Raw genomic sequence first — 13603 nt, 5'->3', positions numbered from 1 at the left:
TCACCGGCCCTCGCACACCTTCATGACGATCGGATCGGCGTCCGGCGGCACATAGGCCTCCATGGGACGGCACGCGCCTGTTATGCACACCCGCCAATCCGCGGTCGCCCCTGAGCGTCGCATGACGATCTCCGCCTGAGGTGGCAGCTTCGGTTTCCAGGCCCAGGCACCGTTGACGAGCCGCGCGTCGGGCGGCGGCTCCATGCCTGCGCCCGATCCCTTCACCCGCGCCTCGACGATTTCGAGACCCGCGGGCGTTGCGCGCCAATCCTCCTCCCACGCGATCTTCTCGACCGAGTGCGTCCAGGCCAGGGTCATCGCGCCTGCCATGAGAGGCGCGACGACCTTGCCTGCGACGAGGCAGATCAAGGCCGGACTGCCGCCGCCGGCGTCCCCCGGCGCGAGCGCCAGATATGAGCGCCGATCACCAGCACGGCGAGGACGAAGCCGATCTGATCGGTGAGCGGAAGTGCAAGCACCAGGAAGGCTGCAGCCACGGCTGCCGCGAGGCGCTCCCACACGGGCATCTTCGTGCTGAGATACCCGACGGAGGCCGCACCCCAGAGCAGAACCGCAAGGCCGGCTTTCACCACCATGTAGGCGACGTCTGCCCAGTAGGCCGCGCCAGTCAGGCCCGGCACCGGCTGCATCATGAGGGCCGGATCGTAGACCGCCATGTAGGGGATCACGAAACCAGGCAACGCGATGCGCAGCGCTTGAAACCCGATTTTGAAACCGGACGCCTTAGCAATGGGAGCAGCCGCGAACGCAGCAAGCGCCACCGGGGGCGTGAGATCCGCCATGATGCCAAAATAGAACACGAACATGTGCGAGACGATGAGCGGCACGCCCAGGGTCAGCAGCGCAGGCGCGGCAAGCGACGAGGTGATGATGTAATTCGGGATCGTCGGGATGCCCATGCCCAGGATGAGGCTCACGACCATGGTGAGCACCAGCGACAGGATGAGCGAGTCGCGCCCGATGGACACCACCCAGTTGCCGAAGATCGTGCCGATGCCGGTGAGCGTCATCGTGCCGATCACGATGCCGACAACCGCACAGGCAAGACCCACGGGCAGCGCCTGGCGCGCACCGTCGGCGAGCGCATCGCGGCAGGCTTCCAGCGTCTCAGGCCCGCCGCGCGTGAACAGGTTCAGGAGCACGAGAATCCCGACGAGAACGAGGACGAGCGTGACGCCGAGCCACAGGAATGCCGCGGCAAGAAGGCCCAGCCCAACCCAGAACACGAGGCGAACCGTCTCATTCACGAGGCCAAAGGCAAGAGCGCTTCCAAGGATCAGCACAACGGTCAGCGCCAAGCCGATGGAGCCTGCAAAGAGCGGCGTGTAACCGGAGAACAGCAGATAGACGAGAACCGCGAGCGGCAGGATCAGATACCACTTGTCCTTCAGCGCCCGCGCCGCACTCGGCAATTCCGATTTCGCGATCCCGAGCAGGCCTGCACGGCCTGCTTCGAGATGAACGGCGAGGAAAGCAGACGCGTAGTAGAGAATGGCCGGAATGATCGCAGCCTTCACGATCTCGACGTAAGGCACGTCGATGGTCTCGGCCATGATGAAGGCGACCGCACCCATGACCGGCGGCATGATCTGGCCGCCCATGGAAGCGGTCGCCTCGACGCCGCCTGCGAATTCCGGCTTGTATCCGAAGCGCTTCATCAGCGGGATCGTGAACTGGCCCGTAGAGACGACGTTCGCAACGCCCGAGCCCGAGATCGTGCCCATGAGGGCGGAGGAGAACACCGACACCTTCGCCGGTCCTCCCTTGGCACTGCCGAACAGCCCCATCGCCACATCGGTGAAGAGCTGGATCATGCCTGCGCGCTCAAGGAAGGCGCCGAACAGGATGAAGAGGAAGATATAGGTGGCGGAGACGAGGGTGGGCGTGGCGTAGAGTCCTTCGGTGCCGAAGGACATGTGCTCGATCACCTGCTCGAGCGAGTATCCGCGATGGTCGAAGGGAGCGGGCAGGTAATTGCCGAACAGGCAATAGGCGAGAAAGATGCCGGCGACGATGGGGAGCGCGGGCCCCATCACGCGCCACACCAGATAAAACAGGATTGCGATAGCCGAGATGCCGACTACGAGATCGGCCTGGGTCACCTCACCGGCGCGGATCACGAGTTCCTCGTAAAGCGCCCAGTGATAAAGGCCGATGCCGAAGCCGAAGAGGCCGATGATCCAGCCGAGTGCCCGCGTGGCGGTGCTGCCCGCCTTGTGATTTGCCAGCATCGCGCCAGCGACGAGGCAGAGAAAGCCCACGTGCAGCGCGCGCACCACCTGGCTTGGCAGGCTGCCGGGAAACTTCACGATCAGCGCATATGTCACAGCGAGAGAGGCGAGCGCAAGCGCGCCATTGATAATGCTGCGGCCCTTGAGTCGCTGGAAAACGAGCCACCCGGCCCAGACCACGAGCGCAGCGCCGATCAGATAAATTGCAGAGATATTCCCGACGATCGGACGGTCGAGAGGAATGCCGAAGGCGGTGATAATCTGGAAGGTCGAGAAGGATACAGCAATCCAGAACAGGAGGTTGCCGAGAATCCCCTGGCCGAAATTCTCCGGCAGGCCGTGCTCCGGATTGGTTGGCGTAGACGGCTGCTCGAGCGTTGAGATCTCGGACGCATTCATGCCGTGGCTCATCTGAGGCCCTCTTCCCGTAAAATTGTTCTTCTAGTCATGCAAAAGCCGGAGCAGGCAAACCTGCTCCGGCTTCATTACTCAAAAACAGCAGGGTTTAGGAACCCTTCTTTACGCCCTTCTCGTCGAAATAGCGCTGCGCACCCGGGTGCATCGGCACCGGCATGCCGGAAAGAGCGCTTTCGAGCTTGATGTCCTTCGCGGCGGCATGCGCAGCCGCGAGATCGGGCAGGCTCTCGTAGATCGCCTTCGTCATCTGATAGACGGTCTCGTCCTTCACGCCGGAATGGGTGACGAGATAGTTCACCACGGCAGCCGTCGGGACGGGAGCGGTCTGGCCCTCATAGGTGCCGGCCGGGATCGTGGCCGCGATGTAGGGCGTGCCGACCTTGGTCACGATATCGGTGGGGATCTCCACCACGACGATCGGAACGGAGGTGGCGAGGTCGCGGATCGAGGACACGCCGAGGCCGGCCGATTGCAGGGTGGCATCGAGCTGGCGGTTCTTCATGAGCTCGACGGACTCGCCGAAGGGCAGATACTCGACCTTGCCGAGATCCTTGTAGGACAGGCCTGCGCCCTGCAGGATCGCGCGGGCGTTGAGCTCGGTACCGGATTTCGGCGCGCCAACGGAGAGACGCTTGCCCTTCAGGTCAGCCAGCGACTTGATGCCGGATTCCTTGGTGGCCACGATCTGGATGTAGTTGGGGTAGATGGCGGTCACGCCGCGCAGCTTGTCGAGCTTCGACTTGAAGCCGGCCTCTTCGTCGCCGGCCCAGCCCATGGCCAGGCTGTCGCCGAGGGTGAAGCCGATCTCGCCCTTGCCCTGCTGCAGCAGGGTGAGGTTTTCGACGGAGGCCTTGGTGGCCTGGACCGAGGGGCGGGAGCCCTGGACCTTTTCCGTGAACACCTTGGAGAGAGCCACGCCCAGCGGATAGTAGACGCCGGATGTGCCGCCGGTCAGGACGTTGATGAAGTCCTGTGCCTGGGCCGGAACGCTCGCGCCTGCGAGGGCGAGAGCGGTAGCGGCGCCCATGAGGCGGCGCATGATGGATCGATGCATAGACGTACTCCCTTAATTTCGGCACTATTGTTGCAGTGCCTGTGTGTGGCCCTAGTTTTGGCTGCTGACGAACTTTTCTCAAGAGGCTAAGAGGGACTTAATCCTGCCACCTTGGTCGGTAGGGGTCAGTCCTTCCACAGATCACATTCCTGTTGCCCATGCTCAATCGCCGTCAGTTCCTTCAAACCGCAACCGCCACGGCTACCCTGGCAGCCCTAGGGTTTTCAAGCGAGGCCTTGGCGCAGCAAGGCCTGAAGATGGGAGCAACGGCCCCGTTTTCGTTCGACGAACTGAAGAAGCAGGCGGAAACCATGGCGCGCTCGGCCTATACGGCCCCGCCGAGCCCCTCGCCGGAAATCCTCAACCAGATCGATTACGACGCCCACGGCAAGATCCGGTTCAAGACCGATCTGGCGCTCTGGGCCAATGGCCCCGGCGAGTTCCCGGTCACGTTCTTCCACATGGGCCGCTTCTTCCAGAAGCCTGTGCGCATGCATGTTGTGGAAAACGGCCAGGCCCGCGAGATCATCTACGACACCGAGTATTTCGACATGCCGGCGGATTCACCGGCCCGGAAGCTTCCCGACAACACGGGCTTTGCCGGTTTCCGGTTCCAGGAGCCCCGCAGCGGCAGGCTCGACTGGAAGAAGAACGACTGGGTGGCCTTCCTCGGCGCCTCCTATTTCCGCGCCATCGGGGAGCTCTATCAGTACGGCCTCTCGGCACGCGGCCTTGCCGTCGACGTCGCCGTGCATGGGAGGAACGAGGAATTCCCGGACTTCACCCATGTCTATTTCGAGACGCCGCAGCCGGGCTCCGATACGGTCACCGTCTATGCGCTCCTCGACGGGCCGAGCGTGGCGGGAGCCTACAAGTTCGTGATGAAGCGCGCCGCCGCCGTAATCATGGACATCGACAGCGCGCTTTATCTCCGCAGCGACATCCAGCGCCTGGGGCTGGCGCCCCTCACCTCCATGTACTGGTACTCCGAGAAGGCGAAGACCACCGCGGTCGACTGGCGTCCCGAGATCCATGATTCCGACGGTCTTGCCATGTGGACAGGCACCGGCGAGCGCATCTGGCGTCCGCTCAACAATCCGCCGCGCATCATCACCTCCGCCTTCACGGACGAGAACCCGCGCGGGTTCGGCCTGCTCCAGCGAGACCGGAACTTCGACCACTATCTCGACGGCGTCTATTACGACCGCCGCCCCTCGCTCTGGATTGAACCCCAGGGCACCTGGGGCAAGGGCGCGATCCAATTGGTGGAAATCCCGACCGACGACGAGATCCACGATAACATCGTGGCCATGTGGGTGCCCGCCGAGCCCGCCCGCGCTGGGCAGGCTATAAATCTCCGCTACCGCATGTATTGGTCGGCGGAAGAGCCCTACCCGACCCCGCTCGCCCGCGTCGTCGCCACCCGGTTCGGCAATGGCGGCCAAGCCGGTACGATCCGTCCCAAGGGCGTGCGCAAGTTCATGGTGGAGTTCATCGGCGAACCCCTCACCAGGCTGCCGAGCGGCGTGATCCCCAAGCCCGTCCTCTCCGCCTCCCGCGGCGAATTCTCGAACATCCTCACCGAGGCCGTGCCCAACAACGTGTCCGGCCATTGGCGGACCCAGTTCGACCTGACGGTCACCGGCACCGAGCCGGTGGAGATGCGCTGCTACCTGCGCAACGAGAACGAGGTGTTGAGCGAAACCTGGCTCTACCAGTACCACCCGGCGTTCTAGGATTTCCTTTGTAAACTATGATATTAACAGGGGCGTATAAAATACTATACGCCCCTGGAAATGGTCGCTGTTCCGGTCTATGTGTGAGGCATGTCGCACAGCCACGGCCACCACGGTCACCACCATCATCATGGGCACGAGCACCATGACCATGGGCACCATGCCCATGAGCCAAGGTCTCATGCTCCCCGAGTCCTGGCCGCTGCCCCCGCCTTCTCGCTGCTCCGCCTTTCGATCTGGCAGCGCCTGGCCGGTTCTGGGGTGCTGCTCGCCGCCCTGTGGCTGATGGTCTTCGGAGTCATGGGGTAAGTCATGGCCACATCCTCCACCGCGATCCATTTCGATGAAGTGACCCTCGGCTATGGCCGCAGGCCCGCCGTGCATCACCTCCAGGGTGAGATCCCCTCAGGCAGCCTCATCGCCGTGGTCGGCCCCAACGGGGCGGGCAAGTCGACCCTGCTCAAGGGGATCGTCGGCACGCTCAAGCCGCTGGAAGGCCGCATTCGTCTCGATGGCCCGTCCTCCGAGATCGCCTATCTGCCGCAGGCCGCAGAAATTGATCGGTCCTTCCCCCTGTCGGTCTACGATCTGGTTTCCATGGGCCTCTGGTCCCGCTCCGGACTCTTCGGCGGCATCTCGGCGAAGGACCGCACGAAGATCGAGGAGGCGCTCTCGGCCGTGGGCCTCATCGGCTTCGAACGCCGCCCCATCTCGACCCTGTCCGGCGGACAGATGCAGCGCGCGCTCTTCGCGCGTCTGCTCCTGCAGAACGCGCCGGTGATCCTGCTCGACGAGCCCTTCACCGCCATCGACGCCAAGACCACCGCCGACCTGCTCGACCTCGTGCGCCGCTGGCACGACGAGTCCCGCACCGTCGTAGCGGTGCTGCACGATCTCGACATGGTGAAGCGCGTGTTTCCGAAAACGCTGCTCATCGCCCGTGAGCCCGTGGCCTGGGGCGAAACGCCCGATGTGCTCAAGCCCGACAATCTCCTCAAGGCCCGTCGCATGGTGGAGGCGTATGATCCGCATGCGCATGTCTGCCAGCGCGGCGCCGCATAAAGACACGTCCTGTGCTCGACATCCTCTACACGCCTTTCTCAGAATTCGAGTTCATGCAGCGCGCGCTGGTGGGCGTGATTGCGATCGCGCTCGGCGGAGGTCCCGTCGGCGTGTTCCTGATGCTGCGCCGCATGAGCCTGACCGGCGACGCGATGGCGCATGCCATTCTCCCTGGCGCTGCGGTGGGCTACCTGCTCGCAGGCCTGTCGCTGCCCGCCATGACGTTCGGCGGATTGGCGGCGGGCGTCATCGTCGCGATGGCGGCGGGCCTCGTCTCGCGTTTCACGCAGTTGAAGGAGGATGCATCGCTCGCTGCCTTCTACCTGCTGTCGCTCGCGCTGGGCGTCACCATCGTCTCCTTGCGCGGCTCGAACGTCGATCTGCTGCACGTTCTCTTCGGCACGGTGCTGGCCCTCGACGACAACACGCTGCTGCTGCTCGCCTCCATCTCGACGCTGACGGTGCTCGCGCTCGCCGTGCTCTACCGGCCGCTCGTTCTCGAATGCGTGGACCCGATCTTCCTGCGTTCCGTCAGCCATGCGGGCACGCCGACGCATCTCATCTTCCTCGGCCTCGTGGTGATGAACCTCGTCGGCGGCTTCCATGCGCTCGGCACGCTTCTGGCCGTGGGCATGATGATGCTGCCCGCCACCGCCGCGCGCTTCTGGACCAGCGACATCACGATGATGATGATCGTCTCCGTTCTCATCGGCATCGTCTCCGGCATCGCGGGCCTTCTGCTCTCGTTCCATGTGGAGCTGCCCGCAGGTCCCGCGATCATTCTCTCGGCGGGCGCCGTCTATGTGGCGTCCCTGCTGATCGGCCGCGAAGGCGGCGTGCTCTGGCTTGCATGGCCGGGCAAGCATCTGGAAGCCTGAAAAAAGGAACTTATCATGCTGACGAGAAGAACCGCGCTCTCTCTGCTTGCGGGCTCGCTTACGCTCGCGGGGACGCTCCTGCCGGCCGCGGCCCAGACCCCCGAGAGGCTCAAGGTCGTGGCGACCTTCTCGATCCTCGGCGATCTCGTGCGCAATGTGGGCGGAGACCGCATCGAGGTGACCACCCTCGTCGGCCCGAACGGCGATGCGCATGTCTATGCCCCCACACCCGCCGATGCCCGCCGCCTGACGGAAGCCAGGATCGTCTTCACCAATGGCTTGAAGTTCGAGGGCTGGATCGACCGTCTCGTGAAATCCTCCAACACCAAGGCCGCCAAAATCGAAGCCTCCAAGGGCATCAAAACCTTGAAGGAGGAAGCGCACGGCCATGGCCACGATCACGGCCATGGCGGCGTCGATCCGCATGCCTGGCAAAGTGTCGGCAATGCGAAAATCTACGTGGCCAATATCCGCGACGCGCTGATCGCGGCGGATGCCGAGGGCAAGGCAACTTACGAGGCCAATGCCGCCTCATATCTTGCCAAGCTCGACGCCCTGGAAGCCGAAATGAAGGGGCTCGTGGCCAATATCCCCGCCGAGCGCCGCAGGATCATCACCTCCCACGACGCCTTCCGCTATTTCGAGGATGCTTATGGCATCGACTTCGTCGCCCCGCAGGGCGTCTCCACGGAATCGGAAGCCTCCGCCAAGGACGTGGCCCGGATCATCCAGCAGATCAAACGCGAGAAGGTCTCCGCCGTCTTCGTGGAGAACGTGTCCGACGCCCGCCTCATGGAGCGCATCGCCAAGGAGACCGGGGCCAAGGTCGGCGAGAAGGTCTATTCGGACGCCCTTTCCGAGCCCAACGGCCCCGCTGGGACTTACATTGACATGATGAGACACAATATAAGGGCCTTCAGCGCGGCCATGTCGAGCTGACCGTTTCCTACCCTCCCCCTGAGGGGGAGGGTCGAAGCGCTTAAGTGCTTCGGGGTGGGGTGGCAGCGCGACCTCACCCGAGCTGGTGTTTCCACCCCACCTCGGCCTCTCGGCCGATCCTCCCTCTCAAGGGGAGGATGAAAGTTGCGGACCATCCGATGACCGACAAGATCCCCGTTACCGTCCTCACAGGCTATCTCGGCGCCGGCAAGACCACTCTCCTCAATCGCATCCTCACCGAACCGCACGGCAAGAAATACGCCGTGATCGTCAACGAGTTCGGCGAGATCGGCATCGACAACGAGCTTGTCGTCGGCGCCGACGAGGAAGTGTTCGAGATGAACAACGGGTGCATCTGCTGCACCGTGCGCGGCGACCTGATCCGTATTCTCGACGGCCTGATGAAGCGCAAGGGCAAGTTCGACGCGATCATCGTCGAGACCACGGGCCTTGCGGACCCCGCGCCCGTCGCCCAGACCTTCTTCATGGACCAGGACGTATCCGACACCGCGCGCCTCGACGCCGTGGTGACGGTGGCCGACGCCAAGTGGCTCTCCGACCGCCTGAAGGATGCGCCCGAGGCCAAGAACCAGATCGCCTTCGCCGACGTGATCATTCTCAACAAGATCGATCTCGTGAACGAGCAGGAGCTCGGCGAGGTCGAGGCGCGCATCCGCGCCATCAATCCCTACGCCACGATTCATCGCACGCAGAACGCAGCGGTGCCGCTGAACGAGGTGCTCGACCGCAAGGCCTTCGATCTCGACCGCATCATCGAGATCGAACCCAGCTTCCTGGAAGAGGGCCATCACCATCATCACGACGAGGAGATGCAGTCCATTTCCGTGAAGATCGACGGCGAGGTGGACCCGGAGAAGTTCATGCCGTGGATTTCCAACCTCACTCAGGTCGAAGGCCCGAACATCCTGCGCTGCAAGGGCATCGTCGCATTCCCGAACGAGCCGAAGCGCTTCGTGTTCCAAGGGGTGCACATGATCCTCGACGGCGACGTGCAGGGCGAGTGGAAGCCGGGCGAGAAGCACACCTCCAAGGTGGTCTTCATCGGACGGGACCTGAACGAGAAGGCAATCCGCGAGGGCTTTCTCGCCTGCGCTGCGTGACGCGCCTTCATCCGCCGGCGCTTCTCCATGACGACATTCGTGCTGTCCGGTTCCCTCAACCGGACAGTCCTCGCGTTGGAAGCTTCCTGTCCTCCTGTTCGGGAACTCCATGCGCGGACTGAGTGCACGCCCCCATCGAGCCGAGCGCCGTCATCGCGAAAGCAATCATGCTCAAAATTTTCATGCCGGGGCTCCTAATCCTCAAAAATTCATCATGCGCCCGTCATCTGACTGCGGCCATGGCGCAAAAGGCGTAGCCTCGTGGCTGGGGTCCTCGACCGCGCCTTGCCTTGCCTTGCCTCCCTGCAATCATGTTATGGGAAGGCCACCTGAAGGGATTGCTTCAATGAGTGCTGGAACTGCTCCATCCTTGACCCAGAACGTGACGCCCGTTGCTGCGGGCGCGCATGTCACCGCCATCGGCTGGATGAAGGGCACCGCCGCCTTCAGCTCGAGCGACGGCGGCGTGGTGCTGGTGAAGGACGGCGAGACCCATCGCGTGGACGCCCATCCCGACGCAGGCATCCTGGTCGGAGCGAGCGACGGCGAGCGGTTCGTGACCGGCGGCGATGACGGCCGCGTGGCTGTCACCGGCCCGGATGGCTCCACGAAGACCTTGGCCGAGGCCAAGGGGGCCTGGATCGACGCCCTGGCGCTCAACGCTTCCGGGGCCTTCGCCTATGCCGCCGGCAAGCGCGTGTTCGCGCGCGACGACAAGGGCCGCGAGAAAACCCTGGAAGTCCCCTCCACCGCGCGGGGCTTGGCCTTCGCGCCCAAGGGCTATCGCCTCGCGATCTCGCATTACAACGGCGCGACCCTGTGGTTTCCGAACGTGGAGGCCAAGCCGGAAGCGCTCGACTGGAAGGGCTCGCATATCGACGTGACCTGGTCGCCGGATGCGCGCTTCGTGGTCACCTCCATGCAGGAGAACGCGCTCCACGGCTGGCGCCTGATCCCCGACAAGGGCCACATGCGCATGAGCGGCTATCCGTCGAAGACCCGCTCGTTCTCGTGGTCGCATGACGGCAAATGGCTTGCCACCTCCGGCGCGGAAGCGGCCATCATCTGGCCCTTCGAATCGAAGGAGGGCCCCATGGGCAAAGCACCGCGCGAATGCGGCGTGCGGCCCGCCAAGGTGAGCCGCGTGGCGTTCCATCCCAACACCTCCGTGCTGGCGGTGGCCTATGAGGACGGATGCATCCTGATGATCCGCCTCAACGACGCCTCGGAGCTTCTCGTTCGCCCTGCCGTCAAAGGCAGCGGCGTCACGGCCATGGCGTGGGACAAGGGCGGTAAGCGCCTCGCCTTCGGCTGCGAGGACGGTCAGGGCGGCATCCTGACCTTGCCCGCATGAGATCGCCCGTGGCCCTGTTCGGCGCTTTCCTGAGAGGCACGTTCGGCCTGCCCAAGCCCGACCGGGAGGCTATCGAGCGGGTGAAGGACATGGTGCGTGCGGCGCTCCAGGCCTCGCCCGATACGGCTTTCGCGGTGAACGAGATCGCCTGCAACGATCCAGGCTGCCCCGGAATCGAGACGGTCATCCTGGTCATGGAACCTGGACAGAAGACCCGGGCGCTCAAGGTTCCGAAAACCCTGGATGAAGTTACGGAACCAGATATCCGCGCGGTGCTTGACCGTTAAGGAGGTCGGAACGTGCCACGGATCGTTCGCATCGTTGCTTTCGGGCTTGGGCTCTTCGGCGGCATCGTCGCATCGCAGGGGCCGGAATATTCGCAGCAATACCGCCAGCGCCTCGGCGGCGCGATCGACGAATTGCAGCGCGTGATTGCCCGCTTCGATGCGGACGCCCAGGCCAATGGCGAAACGCAGGGCAGCGCCATCGCGCGGCTGCGCTCAAATCCCGACGATCTCGTGAGCCGGCAGGGCGTCGCGATGCAGGGCAACGTAGAGCGGCTCAGCCATCTGCAAGCCCACCGGGAGGCAATGCTTCAGTCAGGTCCCTTTTCACGCATCGCCCTCATGGTTCGCGATGGTGACAGGGACGTGATGGAAGCAGCTTATCGCGATTTCGAGCCGGCTGTGCCGGTGACGGAAGAAGGCATTCTCTCCACCGCCATCGGCTTCATTGCCGTGTGGGGCGGTATCCTGCTGCTCGCGGGGTTCGTGCGCAGCTTCCGGAGACGGCGGCCTCGCGCACGATCCGTCGTTCAGGCCTAAGCCTCGCGCTCCGGCTTTCCGGCGAGCACCACGTAGAAGCCTAAGCCGTCATTCGCGGGCAATGTCTGCAGCCGGTCGATCCAGCCGCGCTTCTTGGCTTCCAGCAGCGCCTTGCCGACAGGCTGAAAGAGCGTTTCTCCTCCGCCTTCCGGCGGCGGATCGAGACGCACGGCGACCGATTTCGCCTGCGCGAAGCGGCTGCGTTCAAGCATGTCCTGCAGCGAAACCGACGCCTGCTCGCGGGAAGCGCCGCGCAGATCGAGAACCGTCTCCGCATCGACGACGCCGAGACCGCCGCGCAGCTTGTCGGCGTAGAATTCCTCGAAATGAGGCATGTCGATCACTCCCTCACGCTGTCTCAAAACATACAACGAACATGGCCGGCTGTGAGGCCGGCCATGTGTAGAGCGTCAGCGCACCAGAATGTTCCGGAACTGCCACGGATCGGAGGTGTCGATATCCTCCGGGAAGAAGCCGGGACGGTCGTCCAGCGGCGTCCAATCCGTGTAGTAGCCCTTCACCGGACCGAGATAGGGCATCTGCACTTCGAGGCAGCGCTGGAAGTCGATGTCGTCGGCTTCCACGATGCCCGCATTCGGGTTCTCCAGCGCCCACACCATGCCGGCGAGAACGGCTGAGGTCACCTGAAGGCCGGTGGCGTTCTGATAAGGCGCCAGCTTGCGGGTCTCCTCGATGGAGAGCTGCGAGCCGTACCAATAAGCGTTCTTGGCATGGCCGTAGAGCAGCACGCCGAGCTCGTCCTTGCCGTCGACGATCTCGTCCTCGGTGAGGATGTGCTGCTTGCCCTGGAACTTGCCGGCGGCGCCGAACATCTCGTGCATCGACAGCACGGCGTCGTTCGCCGGATGATAAGCGTAGTGGCAGGTCGGACGATAGGCGACCTTGTCGCCGTCGCGCACGGTGAAGTAATCCGCGATCGAGATCGCCTCGTTGTGCGTGACCAGGAAGCCGTATTGCGGGCCGGGCGTGGGGCACCAGGAGCGAACGCGCGTGTTGGCGCCGGGCTGGAGCAGATAGATCGCGGCGCCGCAGCCCTTGTCGTGCGTGCGGGCGTTCTCAGGCATCCATTTTTCGTGCGTACCCCAGCCGAGTTCCGACGGCTGCAGGCCTTCGGACACGAAGCCTTCCACGGACCAAGTGTTCACGAACACGCCCATGGGCTTCGGATTTTCGGCGCGCTGCGTGTCGCGCTCGGCGATGTGAATGCCCTTCACGCCAACACGCTGCATGAGCTGCGCCCATTCCTCGCGGGTCTTCGGCACCGCGACATCGAGGCCGATATCCTTGGCCACGTTGAGCAGCGCCTGCTTCACGAGCCAGGACACCATGCCGGGATTTGCGCCGCAGCAGTTCACGGCAGTGGGGCCGCCGGGCGCCTGGCGGCGCGCATCGAGGATGTTCTCGCGCAGCATGTAGTTGGTGCGCGCAGCCGGATCGGCGTTCTTGTCGAAGTAGAAGCCGAGCCACGGCTCAGCCACGGTATCGATATAGAGCGCGCCGAGTTCGCGGCAGAGCTCCATGATGGCGCGGGAGGACGTATCCACCGACACGTTCACGCAGAAGCCCTGGCCGCCGCCTTCCGTCAGAAGCGGGGTGAGAATCTCGCGGTAGTTCTCGGGCGTCAGGGCCTCGGTGACGAGGTCGATGCCACGCACGTCGAGCATGGAGCGGTCGGTGTCGACCGGATCGATGACCGTGAAGCGGTTCTTGTCGAATTCGAAATGCCGCTCGATCAGGGGCAGCATGCCTTTGCCAATCGAGCCGAAGCCGATCATGACGATCGGGCCGGTGATGCGGCCATGAATGGGCCAAGTGGTCATCGATGTTTCTCCTTCGTGGAAGCCTGCAATTGGCAGAGATGTCTCCGGGTTGGACAATTCCGGGCGCATCTAGGATTGAGGAGCCCCCGGGGTCAATGCCTGCGATCTCCTACACACGCGCAAAA

General features: G+C 63.8%; 14 protein-coding genes. 9 read left to right on the top strand and 5 right to left on the bottom strand.

Features of this window, described 5'->3' with window-relative positions; translation table 11 throughout:
• From BLP10_RS17280 to BLP10_RS17270, 3 genes are all read right to left on the bottom strand, one after another.
• Positions 1–369 (bottom strand): DUF1850 domain-containing protein, encoded by a 369-nt coding sequence (locus BLP10_RS17280; RefSeq protein WP_091137379.1) that lies wholly within the window; start codon positions 367–369, stop codon positions 1–3.
• Positions 366–2663, bottom strand: a complete 2298-nt coding sequence (locus BLP10_RS17275; RefSeq protein ID WP_091137376.1) for a TRAP transporter permease — start codon at positions 2661–2663, stop codon at positions 366–368. Before BLP10_RS17275 ends, BLP10_RS17280 begins: the two co-directional genes overlap by 4 nt.
• A gap of 94 nt (positions 2664–2757) precedes the next feature.
• Positions 2758–3723, bottom strand: coding sequence for a TAXI family TRAP transporter solute-binding subunit (locus BLP10_RS17270; RefSeq protein WP_091137373.1), 966 nt, complete (start codon positions 3721–3723; stop codon positions 2758–2760).
• A 158-nt stretch (positions 3724–3881) separates the two neighbouring features.
• On the opposite strand from BLP10_RS17270, the gene BLP10_RS17265 reads away from it, so the two are divergent.
• The 9 genes from BLP10_RS17265 to BLP10_RS17225 all read left to right on the top strand — a co-directional run bounded on the left by BLP10_RS17265 (position 3882) and on the right by BLP10_RS17225 (position 11637).
• Complete coding sequence (locus BLP10_RS17265; RefSeq protein WP_091137370.1) at positions 3882–5459, top strand: OpgD/OpgG family glucan biosynthesis protein; 1578 nt, start codon at positions 3882–3884, stop codon at positions 5457–5459.
• A 90-nt stretch (positions 5460–5549) separates the two neighbouring features.
• On the top strand, positions 5550–5768 hold the full coding sequence (locus BLP10_RS17260) for a hypothetical protein (RefSeq protein ID WP_091137367.1): 219 nt from the start codon (positions 5550–5552) through the stop codon (positions 5766–5768).
• 3 nt (positions 5769–5771) lie between these two features.
• On the top strand, positions 5772–6521 hold the full coding sequence (gene aztA / locus BLP10_RS17255) for a zinc ABC transporter ATP-binding protein AztA (RefSeq protein WP_091137365.1): 750 nt from the start codon (positions 5772–5774) through the stop codon (positions 6519–6521).
• A 53-nt stretch (positions 6522–6574) separates the two neighbouring features.
• Complete coding sequence (locus tag BLP10_RS17250) at positions 6575–7399, top strand: metal ABC transporter permease (RefSeq protein WP_091137622.1); 825 nt, start codon at positions 6575–6577, stop codon at positions 7397–7399.
• A gap of 15 nt (positions 7400–7414) precedes the next feature.
• Positions 7415–8338 carry a metal ABC transporter substrate-binding protein gene (locus BLP10_RS17245; RefSeq protein ID WP_091137363.1) on the top strand — a complete coding sequence of 308 codons (924 nt, stop codon included), beginning with the start codon at positions 7415–7417 and terminating at the stop codon, positions 8336–8338.
• Between the two features lie 158 nt (positions 8339–8496).
• Entirely contained in the window at positions 8497–9459 is a 963-nt protein-coding gene (locus BLP10_RS17240) for a CobW family GTP-binding protein (protein WP_091137620.1), read from the top strand.
• Between the two features lie 346 nt (positions 9460–9805).
• Entirely contained in the window at positions 9806–10813 is a 1008-nt protein-coding gene (locus BLP10_RS17235; RefSeq protein ID WP_091137361.1) for a WD40 repeat domain-containing protein, read from the top strand.
• Between the two features lie 8 nt (positions 10814–10821).
• Entirely contained in the window at positions 10822–11100 is a 279-nt protein-coding gene (locus tag BLP10_RS17230) for a hypothetical protein (protein ID WP_175493952.1), read from the top strand.
• A 12-nt stretch (positions 11101–11112) separates the two neighbouring features.
• Positions 11113–11637 (top strand): DUF2937 family protein, encoded by a 525-nt coding sequence (locus BLP10_RS17225; protein WP_091137355.1) that lies wholly within the window; start codon positions 11113–11115, stop codon positions 11635–11637.
• Here BLP10_RS17225 and BLP10_RS17220 read toward each other — a convergent pair.
• Both BLP10_RS17220 and BLP10_RS17215 read right to left on the bottom strand, forming a co-directional pair.
• Positions 11634–11972 (bottom strand): hypothetical protein, encoded by a 339-nt coding sequence (locus BLP10_RS17220; RefSeq protein WP_091137352.1) that lies wholly within the window; start codon positions 11970–11972, stop codon positions 11634–11636. The genes BLP10_RS17225 and BLP10_RS17220 overlap by 4 nt on opposite strands.
• 75 nt (positions 11973–12047) lie before the next feature.
• A complete protein-coding gene (locus BLP10_RS17215; RefSeq protein ID WP_091137349.1) occupies positions 12048–13478 on the bottom strand; it encodes a homospermidine synthase in 1431 nt (476 codons plus the stop codon).
• Positions 13479–13603 lie beyond the last annotated feature (125 nt).

The sequence above is a fragment of the Microvirga guangxiensis genome (assembly GCF_900102135.1).
Lineage (GTDB): Bacteria > Pseudomonadota > Alphaproteobacteria > Rhizobiales > Beijerinckiaceae > Microvirga > Microvirga guangxiensis.
The sequence above is the reverse complement of the archived record's forward strand: the minus strand, read 5'-3'. Positions and strand labels throughout refer to the sequence as shown.

What these genes read in the sequence shown, in the direction of transcription:
- BLP10_RS17275 (WP_091137376.1), bottom strand. Translation starts at nt 2,663, where the DNA reads ATGAGCCACGGCATGAATGCGTCCGAGATCTCAACGCTCGAGCAGCCG.
- BLP10_RS17270 (WP_091137373.1), bottom strand. Translation starts at nt 3,723, where the DNA reads ATGCATCGATCCATCATGCGCCGCCTCATGGGCGCCGCTACCGCTCTC.
- BLP10_RS17265 (WP_091137370.1), top strand. Translation starts at nt 3,882, where the DNA reads ATGCTCAATCGCCGTCAGTTCCTTCAAACCGCAACCGCCACGGCTACC.
- BLP10_RS17260 (WP_091137367.1), top strand. Translation starts at nt 5,550, where the DNA reads ATGTCGCACAGCCACGGCCACCACGGTCACCACCATCATCATGGGCAC.
- aztA (WP_091137365.1), top strand. Translation starts at nt 5,772, where the DNA reads ATGGCCACATCCTCCACCGCGATCCATTTCGATGAAGTGACCCTCGGC.
- BLP10_RS17250 (WP_091137622.1), top strand. Translation starts at nt 6,575, where the DNA reads ATGCAGCGCGCGCTGGTGGGCGTGATTGCGATCGCGCTCGGCGGAGGT.
- BLP10_RS17245 (WP_091137363.1), top strand. Translation starts at nt 7,415, where the DNA reads ATGCTGACGAGAAGAACCGCGCTCTCTCTGCTTGCGGGCTCGCTTACG.
- BLP10_RS17240 (WP_091137620.1), top strand. Translation starts at nt 8,497, where the DNA reads ATGACCGACAAGATCCCCGTTACCGTCCTCACAGGCTATCTCGGCGCC.
- BLP10_RS17235 (WP_091137361.1), top strand. Translation starts at nt 9,806, where the DNA reads ATGAGTGCTGGAACTGCTCCATCCTTGACCCAGAACGTGACGCCCGTT.
- BLP10_RS17220 (WP_091137352.1), bottom strand. Translation starts at nt 11,972, where the DNA reads ATGCCTCATTTCGAGGAATTCTACGCCGACAAGCTGCGCGGCGGTCTC.
- BLP10_RS17215 (WP_091137349.1), bottom strand. Translation starts at nt 13,478, where the DNA reads ATGACCACTTGGCCCATTCATGGCCGCATCACCGGCCCGATCGTCATG.